General features: G+C 66.9%; 15 protein-coding genes. 7 read left to right on the top strand and 8 right to left on the bottom strand.

Annotation, left to right across the window (positions count from 1 at the left end):
- Positions 1 to 422 precede the first annotated feature (422 nt).
- The 3 genes from QZX93_RS11185 (at position 423) to QZX93_RS11175 (ending at position 2,800) form a co-directional block, all read left to right on the top strand.
- The gene (locus QZX93_RS11185; protein WP_295384739.1) at positions 423 to 614 is read left to right on the top strand and encodes a hypothetical protein; all 192 of its coding nucleotides are present in this window, start codon (positions 423 to 425) and stop codon (positions 612 to 614) included.
- 99 nt (positions 615 to 713) lie between these two features.
- On the top strand, positions 714 to 1,577 hold the full coding sequence (locus tag QZX93_RS11180) for a PPK2 family polyphosphate kinase (protein ID WP_295384737.1): 864 nt from the start codon (positions 714 to 716) through the stop codon (positions 1,575 to 1,577).
- A 2-nt stretch (positions 1,578 to 1,579) separates the two neighbouring features.
- Positions 1,580 to 2,800: an SLC13 family permease gene (locus QZX93_RS11175; protein ID WP_295384735.1), complete on the top strand. Its 1,221-nt coding sequence runs from the start codon at positions 1,580 to 1,582 to the stop codon at positions 2,798 to 2,800.
- Between the two features lie 74 nt (positions 2,801 to 2,874).
- On the opposite strand, the gene QZX93_RS11170 is transcribed toward QZX93_RS11175, so the two are convergent.
- Positions 2,875 to 3,471, bottom strand: a complete 597-nt coding sequence (locus QZX93_RS11170; protein ID WP_295389279.1) for an HdeD family acid-resistance protein — start codon at positions 3,469 to 3,471, stop codon at positions 2,875 to 2,877.
- Between the two features lie 402 nt (positions 3,472 to 3,873).
- Between QZX93_RS11170 and QZX93_RS11165 the strand changes: the two genes are divergently transcribed.
- The 4 genes from QZX93_RS11165 (at position 3,874) to QZX93_RS11150 (ending at position 12,727) form a co-directional block, all read left to right on the top strand.
- Entirely contained in the window at positions 3,874 to 6,162 is a 2,289-nt protein-coding gene (locus QZX93_RS11165; RefSeq protein WP_295389277.1) for a Mur ligase family protein, read from the top strand.
- Positions 6,163 to 6,370: 208 nt separating this feature from the next.
- Positions 6,371 to 8,521: a cyanophycin synthetase gene (cphA, locus tag QZX93_RS11160; protein WP_295389275.1), complete on the top strand. Its 2,151-nt coding sequence runs from the start codon at positions 6,371 to 6,373 to the stop codon at positions 8,519 to 8,521.
- Positions 8,518 to 9,405, top strand: a complete 888-nt coding sequence (locus tag QZX93_RS11155) for a cation diffusion facilitator family transporter (protein ID WP_366760193.1) — start codon at positions 8,518 to 8,520, stop codon at positions 9,403 to 9,405. Before cphA ends, QZX93_RS11155 begins: the two co-directional genes overlap by 4 nt.
- Before the next feature lie 400 nt (positions 9,406 to 9,805).
- Entirely contained in the window at positions 9,806 to 12,727 is a 2,922-nt protein-coding gene (locus QZX93_RS11150) for a tetratricopeptide repeat protein (protein ID WP_295389273.1), read from the top strand.
- 74 nt (positions 12,728 to 12,801) lie between these two features.
- On the opposite strand, the gene QZX93_RS11145 is transcribed toward QZX93_RS11150, so the two are convergent.
- The 7 genes from QZX93_RS11145 to QZX93_RS11115 form a co-directional block, all read right to left on the bottom strand.
- Positions 12,802 to 13,467 (bottom strand): ABC transporter ATP-binding protein, encoded by a 666-nt coding sequence (locus QZX93_RS11145; RefSeq protein WP_295389271.1) that lies wholly within the window; start codon positions 13,465 to 13,467, stop codon positions 12,802 to 12,804.
- Entirely contained in the window at positions 13,464 to 13,691 is a 228-nt protein-coding gene (locus tag QZX93_RS11140; protein WP_295389269.1) for a hypothetical protein, read from the bottom strand. The genes QZX93_RS11145 and QZX93_RS11140 overlap by 4 nt, the downstream gene beginning before the upstream one ends.
- A gap of 27 nt (positions 13,692 to 13,718) precedes the next feature.
- Positions 13,719 to 14,846, bottom strand: coding sequence for an ABC transporter permease (locus QZX93_RS11135; RefSeq protein ID WP_295389267.1), 1,128 nt, complete (start codon positions 14,844 to 14,846; stop codon positions 13,719 to 13,721).
- A 268-nt stretch (positions 14,847 to 15,114) separates the two neighbouring features.
- Positions 15,115 to 16,164 (bottom strand): efflux RND transporter periplasmic adaptor subunit, encoded by a 1,050-nt coding sequence (locus QZX93_RS11130; RefSeq protein WP_295389265.1) that lies wholly within the window; start codon positions 16,162 to 16,164, stop codon positions 15,115 to 15,117.
- A gap of 112 nt (positions 16,165 to 16,276) precedes the next feature.
- Complete coding sequence (locus QZX93_RS11125; protein WP_366760197.1) at positions 16,277 to 16,909, bottom strand: AAA family ATPase; 633 nt, start codon at positions 16,907 to 16,909, stop codon at positions 16,277 to 16,279.
- Between the two features lie 207 nt (positions 16,910 to 17,116).
- Positions 17,117 to 17,518 carry a GNAT family N-acetyltransferase gene (locus tag QZX93_RS11120; protein ID WP_295389263.1) on the bottom strand — a complete coding sequence of 134 codons (402 nt, stop codon included), beginning with the start codon at positions 17,516 to 17,518 and terminating at the stop codon, positions 17,117 to 17,119.
- Positions 17,519 to 17,548: 30 nt separating this feature from the next.
- On the bottom strand, positions 17,549 to 17,774 hold a 226-nt coding region (locus QZX93_RS11115; protein ID WP_295389260.1), incomplete at its 5' end, for a hypothetical protein.

Below are 17,774 nucleotides of genomic sequence, written 5' to 3'. Positions count from 1 at the left end.
GTTGACGCTCGCGATCGGTTACGAGGACAGGCGCAGGACGAAGCAAGGGCATCGAAAAAACCAGAGTAGATCACGAAGTTTGCATCTTACAACGCGCTCTTCAGAAACGGTATTAGGATTTTCATCCTGCGGTACTAGTCCATGTCCCACAACCCGTCAAGGCGCGCGGGAGAAAGCTACCCTTCCGGTACCTCTGCATTCGGCGGCGATGGCACATCGGGTCCGCTGCGGGCGCCGCGCGGCCCGCCATGGCGCCGGGCCTGCGACAGTTTGGCGGACGAGTCGGCGGTCGATCTCAAGGCGCATGGTCGCAGCCCCAGGCGCGGCCCGATCTTGGGACCGCCGACCCGGTGCCGCCAACGAGCGCCACGCCCACGTGCGAATCCGCTACACTTCGCTGGACCTAACCAGAGGACAGACCCATGAGCGAAAGTGAACAGATCGAGATCGCGCGCTATCACCGGGAGATCGTCGAGGACCTGCGGCACATGCTGAAAAAATATGTCCGTATCATGGAGTGGGACGTGCCCGATGTCGATGAGCAGGCGGCCCGCGCGCTGGTGATGCAGGCGATCAAGGACTCGTTGGCCGAGGTGGAAGCGCACCCGCAATAGTCATGGGCGCGCGCCGGGCCGGTGGCGGGAGCGACGATCAAGGTCGCGCGAGCAGACACCGGTCTCGTTGAACCAACCCATTGTCGGGAGGTCGTGGACATGAACTATACCAAGCAATTGATCGTCGCGCCGGGTGCGAAGGTGCGGCTCACGCAATTCGATCCCGCCTATCACGGCAAGGAGGCCGCCGCGGCGGACCCGGAAAAGGCCTTGGAGTCCGTGAAGGCCAGGATCGGCGAGCTCCAGCGCAAGATGTATGGCGACAACCGGCACTCACTCCTGATTGTGCTCCAGGGCCTGGACGCCGCGGGCAAGGATGGGGTGTGCTGGCACGTCATCGGCGGTATGGACCCCCAGGGCTGTAAGGTCCAGGGATTCAAGGCACCGACGGCGGCGGAGGCGGCACACGATTTCCTGTGGCGCATTCATCCGCACGCCCCGGCCAAGGGTGAGGTGGCGGTGTTCAACCGCTCGCATTATGAGGACGTGCTGGTCACTCGTGTCCACAAGCCGGTCCCGCGCAAGGTCTGGCAGCGGCGCTACGACCTGATCAATGAATGGGAGCACCTGCTCCATGCCGAAAACGGTACCACCATCCTGAAATTCTGTTTGGTCATCTCCAAGGAGGAGCAGCTCAAGCGCTTTGCCCAGCGCCTGGACGACCCGCATCGGCAGTGGAAGATCAGCGATTCCGACTACCGGGAGCGCGAATGCTTCGACGATTATCTGGAGGCCTTTGACGAGGCCCTGGAGCGCACGTCTACGGCGCACGCCCCCTGGTTCACCATTCCCTGTGACCACAAATGGTTTCGTAACCTAGCGGTCGCCAACATCGTGGCCGATGCCATGGCGGGGTTGGACCTGCAATACCCCAAGCCAGCGGTGGACCTGGATGAGATCCGGCGTGCCTATCATGCGGCGACGGCAGCGGGTAAGGCAGGCGATCGGCACCAGCGGGGTTGAGCATGTCGATCATCCTGGTCGTCTTCTTCGTGGTCTACCTGGGGATGATGCTGGGCCATCTGCCGTGGCTCAAGGTGGATCGCGCATCCATCGCCCTGGGCGGTGCCATCGCGCTCCTGGCCACCGCCGAGGTGACCCAAGCCCAGGCGCTTGCGAGTATCGACTTCAGCACCATCGGGATGCTCTTCGGGCTCATGCTGATCTCGATTCAATTCGAGCTGTCAGGGCTTTATGGGGTGCTGTCGAGCGCGGTGGGCCGGGTCCAGACCGGGCCGGCCATCCTGCTCGCGCTGCTCACCGGCCTGGTGGGGATCATGTCGGCCTTTCTCACCAATGATGTGGTGGCCGTGGCCATGACCCCGATCGTGCTCTCGATCAGCCTACGCCGCGGGCTGAATCCGGTGCCCTTTCTGTTGGCCATCGCCTTCGCCGCCAATGCCGGGGCGGTGGCGACCATCATCGGCAGCCCGCAAAACATGCTGATCGGCGAGAAGCTCCATCTCTCTTTCGCCGGCTATATGGGCTATGCGGCGGTGCCCGCCGTGCTGTCACTGGTCGTGGTGTGGCTGGCCCTGGTCTTCTTTTATCGCGGGTCCTGGCGGCTCCAACGGACGGTAGGCGCCGTCGGGGAGGAACCGGCGGAACCGGTGCTGGACCGCCTGGAGACCATCAAGGGGCTATTGATCCTGGGCCTGATCCTCTATGCCTTCATTTTCACGCAAGCCAGCCGCGGCCTGGTCGCGGCGAGCGCCGGCGCCTTCATGTTATTTAATGCCCGTTTCCTGTCACGCGATATGCTGAACCGCGTCGATTGGGGGCTGTTGCTGCTGTTTATCGGGCTCTTCATCGTCAATGGCGCCATCCAGGACACCGGGATGCCGCAGCACCTGGTCGCGGACCTGAAGGCCGCCGGATTCAACCTCCAGGACAGTGGCGTGCTCTATGCGGTCAGTGCCATCCTGAGCGATCTCACCTCCAACGTGCCGACCGTGATGCTACTCCTGCCCTATGCCGTCGATCACGAGGCCGGTCCCTTGATGGCCCTGGCGAGCGGACTCTCCAGCAATCTCATTGTCATCGGCAGCCTGGCCAATATCATCGTGGTCGACGCGGCCAATCGCGAGGGGCTCAACATCTCATTCGGCGAGTTCGCCAAGGTCGGCGTACCGGTGGCCTTGAGCACCCTGCTGATCGCCTGGGTGTGGATCCGGTATGTGATGTAATTTGTTCGCGGCCGGGGGCCGCTCCTACGCGGTAGGAGCGGCCCCCGGCCGCGACCCGGTGGGCTGGCGTGTGCTTAGGCGGAAATCCGTCCTTCGCGCGCCGCCCGCCGGGCGGCCAGGGCGATGAAGACATAGGACCAGCCGTTGAAGAGGAGTTCGATGGCGACGAACAGGCCGATCACCCAGAGTCCCGAGATCGGCCACTGAGCGATGATCATGGCGCCCAAACCGATGGACACCAGACCGGAGAGCAGTGGCCAGAACCAGCCGTGCGCCGCGCGCAGTTGGAAGGCCATCAGGCCGCGCAGCACGCCCACCGCGATCAGCAGCCCGGCCAGCACCAGGGTCAGGATGGCGGAGGCGCGCACCGGGTCGACCATGATGTCGACCCCGGCCGCCACATAGAGCAGCGCAATGAGCACATGCCAAAGCACGGATTTCCAACTGATGCAGGTGAAGGCATGGACGAGTTGGAAGATGCCGGCCGCGAGGATCAAGACCCCGAAGACTAGGACGGTTATCACAGTCATGGCGAAGGTCATATAGAGTCCGAGCGTGCCCAGCGCAATCGAGCTCAGACCCAAGGCCAGCAGCCAGCCCCAGTTCTTTTGTAAGTCGTGTGAAAAGGCGTCCGGGATGGTCGCCAGCGTCGCGTCGCGGTTTGCAGACATACTGAATTCCTCATCTTTAAGTTGAAGCCTTGACTCGGTCTGAATTATCCTTTTTTTTCAGAAGGAAGCCAGCGTTTTTTTTGTGCGCCGGGGGCGGCGCGCCGGATACCGCGGGCCTGCGACCAGCCGCGGGCTGGGGCGGGTGCTCGGCCGCCCCCCGGATCTCGACTTTACGCAGCGCTCGGCATAGTATTGCGGGCCGACCTCCCAACCCCCGACCGTCGCCGGTCGCCGTTGTGGACCAAGGAGGGTCGACGATGGGTCGCGCAGCGGGCGCCCGGCCCGTGACAGCCGAGCCTAAGGTGTCGCTCGGCCCTTGAGACGGCGGTCGACCCACCGGTCGGTCGCGCTCTGCCGCCCGGACCAGATTGCCCCGTTCGCCATTGATTTCGGATCACATCCGTGGATATCCGCAGAGTGCGTGCGTTGCTCGGCCCCAACCCTTGGGCCGATTTTCCCGTGGTTGAGGTCTGGTTGGACCTATCCGACCATCCGCCCGGTGAGTGGCTGATGTCGGCCGGCCGGCTGCGGGCGTGTTTGGCCGCCTGTCTGCCCGGGATGGACCTGCCGCGTCGACCGCCGGCGGACCCGGACCACCCCTGGCATGGGCGGCGGCATGAGCGCTGGCTGGCCCAGGTGCTCCTGGGCATCATGCTGGAACTGTCCGCCCGGGTCGCCAGGCGGCCGCTGTTCAGTCGGGTGCGCCGGACCTCCGAGCCCGGGGTCTACCGGCTGGCCTTCCAATTCGTCGAAGGGGTGGCGCCCGGGGCTTGCGCCGAGGCCGCCCTGGCGATCGCACGTGCGCTATTGGCCGAGACCGATTGTGAACTGGCCCTGCATCTGGACGCATTGCGTGCCGCCGCGCGGGAGGCCGGGCCGACGCCGACCTGTGTCGCGCTGATGGCGGCGGCGCGGGTCCGCGATATCCCGGTGCGCCGGCTCCCCGGGGAACTGCTGTTGCTCGGCCACGGCGCCCAGCAGCGCCGTCTGCCCTGTGGCGGCGTCGCCCCAAGCGTGCCGGTCGCCGAGCGGGCGGCGGCGGAGCGCGAATTGTTCGGCGCCCTATTGGCCTGTGTCGGGCTCAAGTGTGCGCCGGAGCCGGTTACTGGCGCACACTATCGGATACTGGTCGCCGGGCGGCGGGTCCTCGCCGCGCTGTGGTGGCAACCGGGCCCCGGCGGCAATGGCGCCGGCCCGTTGCTGACTGACGTGAGCGGTCTGATCTGCGGGGCGGTGCGCGCGCGCGCCCTGGATGCCGCCCAGGTCCTGGGGCTGGAGGTGGCGGAGGTCCGGGTGGTGACGGCGGACATCGCCCGCTCACTGGAGTCCCAGGGGGGGCTGATCAGCGAAGTGATCGCGGCCCCGCCGCTCGATCTCTATTTGGAGACGGCAGGCCCTGGGCGCATCGCGGACGCCTTCCTGGACACACTCTACCGGCCCGGGGAGACCGGGCGTATCCCGATTGCCGCCGTCTCCGGGACCAATGGCAAGACGACGGTGACGCGGTTGATCGCCCATGGGCTCGCCGTCTCCGGGCGCTTCGTCGGCATGACCTGTACCGACGGTATCTACCTGGCGGATCGGCGGATCGATACCGATGATTGTGCCGGTCCCCAGAGCGCGCGCATGGTGCTGCTCAATCCGCAGGTGGAGGCGGCCGTGCTGGAGACCGCCCGTGGCGGCATCCTGCGCGAGGGTCTGGGTTTCGATGCCTGCGACGTGGCGGTCGTCACCAACATCGGCGAGGGCGATCACCTGGGGCTGGGGTGGGTCGACACCGTGGCGGGGTTGGCCGAGGTCAAACAGGCGGTGGTGCGCGGGGTCGCCCCCCGGGGCACCGCCGTGCTCAATGCCGAGGACCCATTGGTCGCCGGGATGGCCCGTTACTGCAAGGGCAAGGTGCTGTTTTTCGCTCGCAACGGTGAGCATCCGGTGATCCTGCGGCAGCGCCGCGAGGGTGGGCGGGTGGCCTTCGTGCGCGGACAGGACCTGATCCTGGCCGAGGGCGAGGCCGAATGGGTGCTGCTCGCGCTCTCACAGATTCCGCTCACCGGTGGCGGTCGGGTCGGTTTCCAGATCGAGAATTGTCTGGCCGGTGCCGGGGCGCTGTGGGCGCTGGGCCTGCCCCTGGCCACCCTGGGCGCCGCGCTTGAGACCTTCGGTGCCGACCTGGACAAGAGCCCCGGGCGGTTCAATGTGCTCTCCATCAACGGTGCCACAGCGGTCTTCGACTATGGCCACAATCCGTCGGCCCTGCTGGCGATGATCGAGGCCCTGGCGGCCTTTCCTCACGGGCGGCGCCTGGCGGTCTATTCGGCCGCGGGGGATCGCCGCGACGCCGACCTGATCCGGCAGGGCGAGATCCTGGGTCATGCCTTCGACCGTGTGATCCTCTATGAGGACCACTATACCCGCGGGCGCCAGCCGGGTGAGATCATGTCACTGTTCGCGCAGGGGCTCACCCGCGGCGACCGGGTCCAGGAGGTCCAGACGATCCACGGCTGGCAGCACGCGGTGGAGGCCGCCCTGTGGCTGGCCCAGGCGGGGGACCTGATCCTGATCCAGGCGGATGTGATCGACGAGACCGTCGACTATGTCCGCGCCCGCTTGGCGGAGAGTGAGGCGTATCAGGGATTGGCCCTGGACCATCCGGTGGCCGCGCTCCCCGAGGCAGCGGTACCGCTGGCTTAAGGACGAGCGGCGGGGCGCTGGGTCCATATTGTCATCCGGGGGGGTTGGTCCGCGCAGCGGACCCTACGGACTAATCTCATTTGCGTTTTTTGCGTTCATTTGCGGACAATGATTCCTTCCAGCATCAAGGGCGGCGCCTCAGGCCCGGCGGGATTGGGCGCCCATCTATCATACCCAGCCGAGCCGTGCGCCGGCGCAGGGGGTCAAATTGCTTCATATCCGACGCCTGCGGGTCCTGCGTGGACCCAACATCTGGGCGCATTTCCCGGTGCTCGAGCTGCTCTTGGACCTGGGCGAGGTCAAGGACCGCTCCTCCGAGGAGATCCCGGGCTTCAATGACCGGCTCAAGTCCTGGCTGCCCTCGCTGATCGAGCACGAGTGCAGCGTGGGCGAGCGCGGCGGCTTCTTCCAGCGGTTGGAGCGGGGCACCTATATGGCCCACATCCTGGAGCATGTCACCTTGGAGCTCCAGACCCTGGCCGGTACTTCGGTGGGCTATGGCCGTGCCCGGGAGACCGAGCAGGAGGGCGTCTACCGGGTCGCCATCGAATATGAGGAGGAGGCCCTGGGCTGCGCCGCGGTGGAGACCGCCCGCCTGCTCCTGCTCGCCGCCATCCATGACCGGCCATTCGCGATGGCGGATGAGCTCACGCGTTTGCGCGACCTGTGCCATGAGGTGCGCCTGGGTCCCAGTACTCATGCCATCGCCGTGGCGGCCAAGGCCCGGGGTATCCCGGTGCGGCGCCTGGGGAGCGAAAACCTGCTGCAACTGGGTTGGGGTCGCTGCCAGCGGCGGGCCTGGACCGCCGAGACCGACCGCACCAGCGCCATCGCCGAGTCGATCGCCCAGGACAAGGACTTAACGCGCCTGCTGCTGGCCGCCGCGGGGGTGCCGGTGCCGGTGGGGCGGCCGGTCACGAGTGCGGAGGAGGCCTGGCGGTTTGCCCAGGAGCTGGGCGTGCCGGTGGTGGTCAAGCCGCGCTATGGCAACCATGGGCGTGGCGTGACCACCCAGTTGAGCACCCCGGGGCAGGTCGAACAGGCCTTTGCCGTCGCCCGCAAGGAGGGGTCGGAAGTCCTGTGCGAGCGCTTCATTACGGGGTCCGATTATCGCCTCCTGGTGGTCGGCGAGCGGCTGGTGGCGGCGGCCCGGCGCGAGCCGGCCCAGGTCATCGGCGATGGTCGCTCCACCATCCGGCAACTGGTGGCCGAGGTCAACCTGGACCCGCGCCGCAGCGCCGGACATGCCACGGTGTTGAGCCTGATCGAATTGGACGAGACGGTGCACGCGATCCTCGCCGACCAGGGGTTGACGACCGAATCGGTGCCGACGCCCGGCCAGCGGGTCTTGTTACGTCACAATGCCAATCTCAGCACCGGCGGGACCGCCACCGATGTGACCGACGAGGTCCACCCCGAGGTGGTCGCCCGGGTCGTGGACGCGGCCCGGGTGGTCGGTCTCGATATCGCCGGGGTCGACGTCCTGGCGCAGGACATCGGCCGGCCGCTGGAGGAGCAGGGCGGCGGTATCGTGGAGGTCAACGCCGGACCTGGGCTGCGGATGCACCTGGAGCCCTCCGCCGGTCGCCCGCGCCCGGTCGGCGAGGCGATCCTCGACCTGCTGTTCTCGCCCGGCGCGGACGGTCGTATCCCGGTGGTAGCGGTGACTGGGGTCGGCGGCACGACGGGCGTGGCCCGGCTCATCGCCCGCTTGCTGCGCGCCCGCGGCGACCTGGTGGGTCTGGCCGACGCCGCCGGGTTGCACACCGGGGAGCGCACGTTAAGCCCCCACGATAGTACCGGCCCTGAGGGGGCACGGACGCTGCTGCTCTATCCGCGGCTGGCGGCGGCGGTGCTGGAGGTGGCGGGGGAGGGCATCCGTAGCGAAGGGTTGGGTTTCGACCGCTGCCTGGTCGGCGTAGTGACCCATCTCGGGGTCCCGGCCGAGCCGGTGGCGCCGGGCGGCGAGTCGGTGGATGAACTGGTGCGGGTCAAGCGCTGTGTGGTCGAGGCGGTGACGCCCGACGGCACCGCGGTACTCAATGCCGAAGACCCCCTGGTGGCAGGGATGGCCGAGCGGTGCCGCGGCGCCGTCATCTGGTTTTCCCGCGACCCGGGGCATCCGGTCGTCACCGCGGCGCTGGCCCAGGGCGGGCGGGCGGTGCTCGAACGCGACGACGACATCTGCCTGGCCAGCGGCGAGGCGCGGGAGTCGCTGTTGCCACTGTCGCGGCTGGCCACGCCGGCCGATGCGAGCTCCGGGCCGGTCCAGCATTGGTTGGCCGCGGTCGCCGCCGCCTGGGCACTGGGGCTGCCACTCGACCTCATCTGTACCATGCTTGAGACTGCACCGCTATGACGATGACACACGATAAGGCCCGCCTGTTGCGGCTTGCCACCTATGCCTCGGTGGCGACCGCCACCCTGTTGATCCTGGTGAAGCTGGGTGCCTGGCTGGTGACTGGGTCGGTCAGTGTGCTGGCGAGCCTGGTGGACTCGCTGATGGACGTGGGCGCCTCGCTCGTGAACCTGTTGGCGGTGCGCTGGTCACTGCTGCCCGCGGATGAAGACCATCGATTTGGGCACGGCAAGGCCGAGTCCCTGGCCGGGTTGGCGCAGGCCGCCTTCATCGCCGGCTCGGCGGTGTTCCTGGCCCTGGAGGCGGTGGATCGGGTGATCCATCCCCAGCCGTTGGCCCAACTCGGGGTCGGCGTCGGGGTCATGGTCTTCGCCATCGGCGCGACCCTGATTCTGCTGGCCTTTCAGCGGCATGTCATCCGCGAAACCAACTCCACCGCGATCCGCGCCGACGCGCTGCATTACGCCACCGACCTGGCCACCAATTCGGCGACCCTCATCGCGCTGGCGGGTGCCTTTTTCGGCTTTCCGGGGTTGGACCCCATCTTTGCGCTGGGCATCGCCGTCTTTATCCTCTACAGCGCCGTGCAGATCGCCCGCGAGGCGGTGGACCTGCTGATGGATCGCGAATTGGCGCCCGAGGATCGGGAGACGATCCAGACGGTGGCGGCCGCGGTGCCAGGGGTGCGGGGGATCCACGGGTTGCGCACGCGCCGCTCCGGGCACACCCCGGTGATGCAAATGCACCTGGAACTGGACGACAACCTGCCGCTCATTGCGGCCCACGCCATCTGCGATCAAGTCGAGGCCGCGTTGCAGGTCGAGTTCCCGGAGGCGGACATCACCATCCACCAGGACCCGCGCAGTTTGGGGGTTGAGGGTTAGCCGTTATCAATCCTCCTCGTGACACCGCTGCGCGGTGTCACGCCGGTATCAGGCGCTCTGCGCTGTGAATTCCGCTGGGCGGAATCAGAATCACGGCCGCTTGCTTGAACTGCTCGATGTAGCTCAGTAATCTGGGCGCCTGGATTGACGGAGGAGAATGCCGTGCGGAAACGTGACCTGCGCCGGTGGCGCGCTCGGGCGCCTGCGCCATGAGCTCGGACCATCGTCGGCGACGGCCGCGCGGGTCCGCTCAGCATCGTGCAAGGTGGACCTGGCGCCTTATAGGTCGCGCGTCGTCGTGGTACACCGCGGCGCCGGCGCCGAAACCGGCGCCGAGCGCTGGGATCTTCCGGGCACGGTGCCGACCCATCCCCAGGACGCCCCGGCGCAGCGCTGACCCATGCCGACCCAGGTTGCCAGTGATGCTTTCGTCATCCGCCCGCCCGCCGACTTGCTGCGTGCTCATCCGGAGTTGAAACGCCTGGCCGCGGACCTGGCCCTGAGTTACGTCCACCGCGAACTGCTCGACGATGAGCGCCTGCGCCGGATCGGCGAGTCATTATGGCGCGCCGCTGGCGACCCCGACACGCTTGATCGGCAGCTCAATGACGCTCTGAATGCCGCCGGTCTGGCCGTGCTGCCCATCGTTATCGAGAACGCCGCGCCCGGGCTGCTGCAACTGCCCTGGGAGATCCTGCACCACCCGCGGCACGGCTTTCTCGCCCGCGAGCCGCGCTTTGCGCTGTCGCGGCGGACCGCCGCCCCACCGCCTTCTTCGGCACCGGCCGAGCCGGGGCCGCTGCGGGTGCTGCTGTTCACCTCGCTTCCTGATGACCTGGACGCGGAGCGTGGCCGGCTCGACACGGAGTCCGAGCAGGCGGCGGTGCAGGAGGCACTGGCGCCCTGGGTCGCCGAGGGGTGGATCGATCTCAAGATGCCCAACGATGGGCGCTTCGAGACCTTCGCCAGCGAACTCAAAACATTCGGCCCCCAACTCGGCTTCCTGAGCGGCCACGGGCGGTTCCACACCGAAGCGCTGGACGGCGCCCCGGGTCAGGGCGTCTTCGTCTTCGAGGGACCGGACGGCGAGTCCGACCCCCGCGACGAGACCGCCATCGCCCAAGCCTTCGTTGGCACCCGGGTCCAATGCCTGGTGCTGTCCGCCTGCGAGTCCGGCAAGTCCGCCTCCGATGCCTTGAACAGTGGGCTTGCTCGCCGGCTCGCGCTGGCCGGCGTGCCCCATGTGATCGGCATGCGCGAGTCGATCCTGGACCCGGCCGCCATTGCCTTCGCCCGCGCCTTCTGCGATGCCGTGGGCCAGCGCGAGCGCATTGATTGCGCCATGCAGGCGGCCCGCGGCGCCATCGCCCGCCCGCTGGCCGGCCAGACCTGGCGCGAGCCCCAAAGCGGCACCGCGGGGGTACACGCCGAACTGAGCCTGGGCCAATGGTGCCTGCCCATGCAACTCTGCGCCGACCCGGGCCGGCCACTGATCGACTGGTCCTTCCGGCCGGAGCCGCCGGCCGCGCGCCCGCCGAGCCGCTCGCTCGCCACTGTCACCCTACCCGCACGCTTCGTCGGCCGGCGCCGGGAGCTGCGCGGGCTGCAAGGGGCACTCGGCACCCGCCGGCGCCGCCAACTGTTGATCACCGGGCCCGGCGGCCAGGGCAAGACCGCGCTCGCCGGCACCCTGGCCGCGGACCTGGGCCGGGCCGGCGCGACGGTGTTCGCCTGGTCCGCCCGGCCGGGCAACCGCTGGGCGGATTTCCGGCTGGAGCTCGAATTCGGACTGACCGCGGAGCGCGCCCAGCGCTACGACCGCCTGGTCGCCCAGTGCCCGGACGAGCAGGCCCGCGCCTGCATCCTGTTGCGACTGCTGCTGGAGCAGCACGGCGGTCGGGTCCTGCACGGTAACCCGCGCGGGCTCCAGTTCTTCGCCGCCGCCGTTCGGGACCTTGGGAGCATTGAGGAAGACGCCTTCTTGGAGCGGCTGGCCGCCGCCGGCGCCGAACTCCAGACCGATATGGCACTGGACCTGGTGGTCGCCCACCGCACGGACGCCGAGCGCGCACTGCTGCGTCGCTTGCCGGCCTACCGCACCCCGGTCCCGATCGAGGGCATCGTCAAACTCGGGCTTGACCTGCCCGAGCCGCGCTGGCTACTGGACGGACTGCTCGCGGTTTCGCTCGTCGAGCAGCGGGATGCGCCGGATTTGCTGACCCGGGAATACCAGTGCCCGGGGACGGTCGCCGATTGGCTGGCGCGGCAGCCCGGGGGCGGGTTGGAGGCGGACTGGCTTGGGGTCGCGGCGGATTTTCAGCTCTATTGCTATCGCACCGCACGGCGGAATCAAGAGCAGGCGGTTGCGGTCCATGACGCTCTGCTTGCCGCCGGGCGGCGGCCCGAGGCCGATCGGTGGGTGTTGAACGTGATCGTCGGGCCGATGACCCGGGCCGGGCTCTATGCCAGCCTGCTGAAGCATTGGCTGCCGCCAGTCTGCGAGTCGGCCGAGCCCAAGACCCGGGCTGCGGTACTGAATCTAACCGGCGCGCAGTATTGGCATCTCGGCGACTACCGGACCGCGCTCGGCTATCTGGAAGATGGTCTCGCCATTTCGCAGGAGATCGGCGACCGTGAGGGCGAGGGCGCGACGCTCAACAACATGGGGGAGGTCCACCGGGCCCGCGGCGAGCTGGACCGGGCGGTCGACCTTTACCAACGCGCGCTCGCCATCTGGCAGGAGACCGGCAACCGCGCGGGCGAAGCCGCGTCGCTCAACAACATCGCAGTGATCCACTGGGTCCGCGGCGAGTCGGACCGGGCGCTCGACCTTCACCAACGCGCCCTCGCCATCTCGCAGGAGACCGGCTACCGCGCAGGCGAGGGCGGGACGCTCAATAACATCGCGGAGATCTACGGGGGCCGCGGCCAGTTGGACCCAGCGCTCGACCATTACCGACGCTCGCTCGCTATCTGGCAGGAGACCGGCGACCGTGCGGGCGAGGGCCTGGTACTCAACAACACCGGGGAGATCCACCAGGCCCGCGACGATTCGGGCCGGGCGCTCGACCTTTACCAACGTGCCCTCGCCATCCGGCAGGAGATCGGCGACCGGGCCGGCGAGGGCGCGACGCTCAACAACATCGGGGAGATCCACCGGGTCCGCTTCAACCAATTGAGCTCTTGTTCTGGTGACACCGCTACGCGGTGTCACCCATGTATTAGGCGCTCTGCGCCGGGAGTTCCCGCCCCGGTACCGGAGCCTCTGGCGGCAGTGCGTTGCCCAAACCCTCGGGGCGCGAAGCGCCCAACACACGCGTGACACCGCTCGAGCGGTGTCACGAGAGGCAGCGGTATCACGCGAGGCGGGAGAGGGGCGTCGGTGTTGAGCCTTGCTCAGGGGCGCAGTCGCCCATCCTCGATGCGCACCACCCGATCCGCCAGTTCGCCGACCCGTGGGTCATGGGTCACCACCACCACCGCCCGGCCCTGTGCGTGGGCCAGGTCCGCCAGCAACTTGACCACGGTACGGCCGGTGACTGAGTCCAGGGCGGCCGTGGGTTCGTCGGCGAGCAGGATGGGCGGGTCGCCGGCCAGGGCGCGGGCGATGGCGACGCGCTGCTTTTCACCGCCGGACAGTTGGCGGGGGTAGTTGCGCAGCCGCCCGGCCAGGCCCACGCGGTCCAGCAGTTCGGTCGCCTCCCCGAGGTCCCGCCCCTTGAGTTCCAGCGCGACCTGGATGTTCTCCGCCGCGGTGAGGGCGGGAAACAGGTTGTAGCTCTGGAAGATGAACCCCATGCGCCGCAGGCGCAGTTGCGCCAGTGCGTGGTTGGACAACCCGGCGAGCGGCTGCCCTTCCACCCACACCGCGCCCGCGGTGGGGTGCAGCAGGCAGCCCAGGAGCATCAGCAGGGTGGTCTTGCCGCTCCCCGATGGTCCCATCAGTGCCAGGATCTCCCCGGCACTCGCCTGGAAGTCCACGGCGTCCAGTGCCCGCACGGCGGTGTCTCCGGTGCCATAGACCATGGACAGGTCGCGGGTCTCCAAGGCCGGACGTGTCATTCGGAGCGCGCCAATGGGTCAGGAAGATGATTGTCCGCAAATGAATGCAAATGAACGCAAATAAAGAAAATACCAAATAGCGTAATGAAGAGTCGATCGTTTTCAGCGGGGCAGTGGTTGGCTTTGCAGTTCGCCGCACCACGTGCATGACCATCGCTTGCCCATTGCGATATCTGCGGCATCACTGCCGCAGCCAGTCTTGATTTGCGTTTACTTGCGTTCATTTGCGGACTGAATAGCTTTCTTCCGGATCATCGTTGGAAGACCATCGCCGGGTCGATGCTCATGGCCTTGCGGATGGACGCGACCGAGGCCAGGATGCACATCGCGAGCGTGATGCCATAGAGCGGGGCGACCAGCCAGGGCGGGACCAGGATGGCGGCGGCGGTGGACTCGCTGCCCTTGGCGATGATCATGGAGACGGCGATGCCGGGCAGCCCGCCCAGCGTGGCGCTGATCACCGCCTGACCCAGGATCACCTTGTAGATGAAGGCGCGCGGGGCCCCCATGGCGCTCAGGGTACCGAACTCCGGCAGATGATCGACGGTGGTGGCATAGAGCACCTGGGCGACGATCACCACCCCCACCAGGAGCCCGAGCACGGCGGAGATCAGCACCGAGGCCCCGGCCCCGGTGGTGAACATCCAGTAATCGCGGGTGCGCGTGGCAAACTGTTCGCTCAGATAGACGTCGGTGCGCGGCAGGATTTGGGCCAGGGCGTCGCGCACGCGCGCCGGGTCCGCGTCGGGGTGCAGCCGCCCGATGACATAATTGGTCGCGTCCTCGGCGAACCCGCTCAGGTACTGGGCGTTGCGGTAGGAGGCGAAGACCCAGGGGGAGGTGGTGAAGGAGCGGATCCCCTGGGTGAACCCGACCACGATCGCGCGCCGCCCGTTGATCTCCACCCGGGTGCCGACCGTGCTGACGCCGAGCTTGTCCAGGAACACCCGGTCGATCATCACCGCATCCGGCCGCCGCAGGTCCTCAAGTTGGCCCTCGACGATGTGCCAGGGGCCGGCGAGCCCGGTGTTGAGGTTCGAGCCCAGGACGATGACGCTCTCGTTGCCCCCGTCGGGCTTCTTCCAGAGCGTGAACTGAACCAGCAGGGCCTCGGCCTGGGCGACCCCGGGGACCGAGCGGGCGAGGTAGAGCTCGCGCTCGTTGATGGGCAGCGTGACCTCGAAGTTCTGCGAGCCCTTGGCGACGATCCAGAAGTCGGCGTTGGTGTGGCGGATGATCGTGGTGGTGCTGTCGGAGAAGCCCAGGAAGAGCCCGATCTGCATGGCGATCAACACCACCGCGAAGATGATCCCCACCAGGGTGACGACAAAGCGCGAGCGGTCATGGGCGAGGTTGCGCCAGGCGAGCAGCCCCGCCATCCCCGCACCCCAATGAGAGCGGCCGCGCTTCATTTTATTAAGGACGATTGGTCCGCAAATGAACGCAAATGAACGCAAATCAGAAAAGCGTGCGATGTTCGGGGCGTAGTCACCCATAATGAGCACTTGGCTCGGTAATAACGTAATTTTTTCATTTTTCTGAGCCTCTGTGCTTCATCGATATTTCCGGGTTTATCTTTTTTGCTGAATCGACGATTCCTATTTGCGTTCATTTGCGTTCATTTGCGTTCATTTGCGGACGATTTTCTTATTGTGATTCACCGGCCGGCGCCGGGATCGCGATATAGACATTGACCCGCAGCCCGATCGGGATGGAGACCCCCGGGGCCAGGTCGATCAGCACCTCCAGGACGCGGCTGTCCTTGCGTTCCGCGGGGTCGTCCGAGGTGATCTGTTTGCGGCCCATCAGGTTGCCGATGCGTCCCACTTTGCCCGGGATGCGGCGCTCGCCATAGGCGTCGGCCTGGATGGAGGCGTCCTGACCGAGCCGCAGGAGTGCGATGTCCGCCTCGTCCACCTCGGCGCGCACCCGCAGGTGCGCGATGTCGCCCACCGCCATGATCGGGGTGTCGCCCATCTCGGTGACCTGCTCACCGGCGCGCCGGAAACGGCGCAGGACCACCCCGTCGATCGGGCTGCGGATGAATGACTTCTCATAGATCGCCCGCGCGACGGCGAGCTGCGCCTGCGCCAAGGCCAGCTCCGCCTGCGCCTTGGCCTGCTCGTCCGCCCGCGCCGGGCTGTCCACCACCGCCAGGTGGGCGCGCAGCCGTGCGAGTTGGGCGTGGGCCACGTCCAGCGCGCTGCGCGCGTTGTCCAGGTCCTGACCGCTGCCCAGGCGCTTTTCCGCCAGCCCCTGTTGCCGGGCGAGTTCGCGCTCGGCGCGGGCCAGTACTGCCTGCGCCTCACTGACCGCGGCGGCCGCCTCGTCCCGTTCGGACGGGCGTGCCCCGTTGATCACGCGGTCCAGGGCGGCGCGGGCGATGCCGACGGAGGCCTCCGCCGCCTGGACCCGCGCCAGATGGTCCGCGTTCTCCAGGGTTGCGACCACCTGGCCCTGATGGACCGGGTCACCCTCGTCCAACATCACGTCCGCGAGCCGGCCGGTCATGGCCGCGGCGATGCGGATCTCCTCCGAGATCGGCTCGACCCGCCCAAGGGCGGCGATCTGGGAGCGCGGCGCCGGGCTGGGCAGGTCGCTGGTGTCCGCCGCTTGGGTCAGGACAGCAGCGCCCAGCAGCATTCCCACCACGAACAAACGCAGCGTCAGGGACATGGACGGGGGAGGGCGATGCATCGGGTTGACCCTGGTGGATGGGGTTCTCTTAGGGTAACCCGAGCGGTCCCGGCAGGTCGACGGACAGCGCCCGGTCCTCGTGACACCGCTGCGGAGATTGGGTAAGTATTCCCTACTGGGTTTCCACCTCGAACCCTACCAGCGCACGCTGTTCCCGGCTGAATTCGATCCCGATCAGATGGATCGGCTGACCCGCCGCGCGGTATTTGTCGGCATAGCCCCGGTCCTTGATCTGCTGCAAGGTCCGCCCCGCGGGTTCCAACTCCACCGCCTTGAAGGCGAGTGTGGGAGTGAAAAAGCCGCGCTCGGTGAGCAGGTCCACCAGGAAGGTCGGGGTACCGGTCTCGAACCACCAGGTGCGGAACTCGCGCTCCTGAAAGAGCAGCAGCAGGTCAAATGGGTTATAGACCGCCTCACCGGTCCAGTTGTAGCCGTTGTACCAGCGGCGGATCAGGTCGCGGTCCAGACCGGCGAGCTCGGGTGCGAAGACCCTGTCTACATCCCGTTCGGTATAGCCGCACAGGGCGGAATAGTCGGCGGATACCGTGATGTCGCGCAGGTTGTTGAGCCCCGAAAAAATGCTGACCTTGCTGAACTTGCTGACCCCGGTCAGAAAGACGAAGCGAATGTGCGCGTCCTGATCCTTGATGACCGAATAGAGGTTGCGTAGCCCATCGCGCATCGTGCGGGCGGCGTCGGGCTCGGTGAGGTTGTCGAGAGTTTGCGTCGGTGCATGGTCTACCACTTCATGAAAGGAGGCGCGCTGAACGGATGCGCTGAGAACCACTCTCTTGCGCCCCTTATCAGGAATTTGTGAAAGCCATCGTTGGGTAGTGCCGCCTTCACCTGCCTGATGGTGGCGCGTGGGATGCCGCAGGTGAATACGCCAAGCGAAAAATCCACCAAGTCGCCTTTCCGGAACAGGTCGTGCGTCGTCACAATATTCATAATGTCAACTGCCCTTGAGCATCCACCCCCGCGGGTTGGGTTCAAAACCGAGCTTGGAGTAATACGCGTGCGCCCGCGGTGCAGCCAAGAGCACGATCATGCACTCACTACCCAGCCGTTGCTTGGTCTCCTGGATGAGCCGCTTGCCGATACCCAGTCGCTGATAGTCGCGGTCGACGGCCAGGTCGGCGAGATAGGCGACATAGGTAAAATCGGTGAGCGTGCGTGCGATGCCCACCAGGCGCTCGTCATGCCAAGCGGTCACGGTGAGACTGGCGTTGTCGATCATACCCGCAAAAATGTCGGGCCGGTCAAGGGGCCGCCGTTCGCCGAGCGTGGAGCGCCGATAGAGGTCGATGGCGGCCTCGACCGTGAGCTTGGCGTCGTCAAGGTAGGTGATGTCCATGCATTGGTCCTCTGCCTCTTCTAGTCATTTTCACCCGATCAGCCGTTGCTCAAGGTCTGAGCTGGCGGCCCTGTCGCGCGCTGCCGCGGCGAGCTCATGGCTGACCGGCTGCTTACCTAGTGCCTGGCAGAAAACTCGCCTTTCATCACGAATCCCATTCTTCGCCGCCCGGGCATCGGCGAGCGGTTCATGCATTTTGAAGCGTTTGGTAGCGGTCGAACCGCGCAAATAAGATCCAATCTCATTCGGCACAAGC

It is taken from the genome of uncultured Thiodictyon sp. (assembly GCF_903946935.1).
GTDB lineage: Bacteria > Pseudomonadota > Gammaproteobacteria > Chromatiales > Chromatiaceae > Thiodictyon.
This window is presented reverse-complemented; position numbering and strand designations above follow the sequence as displayed.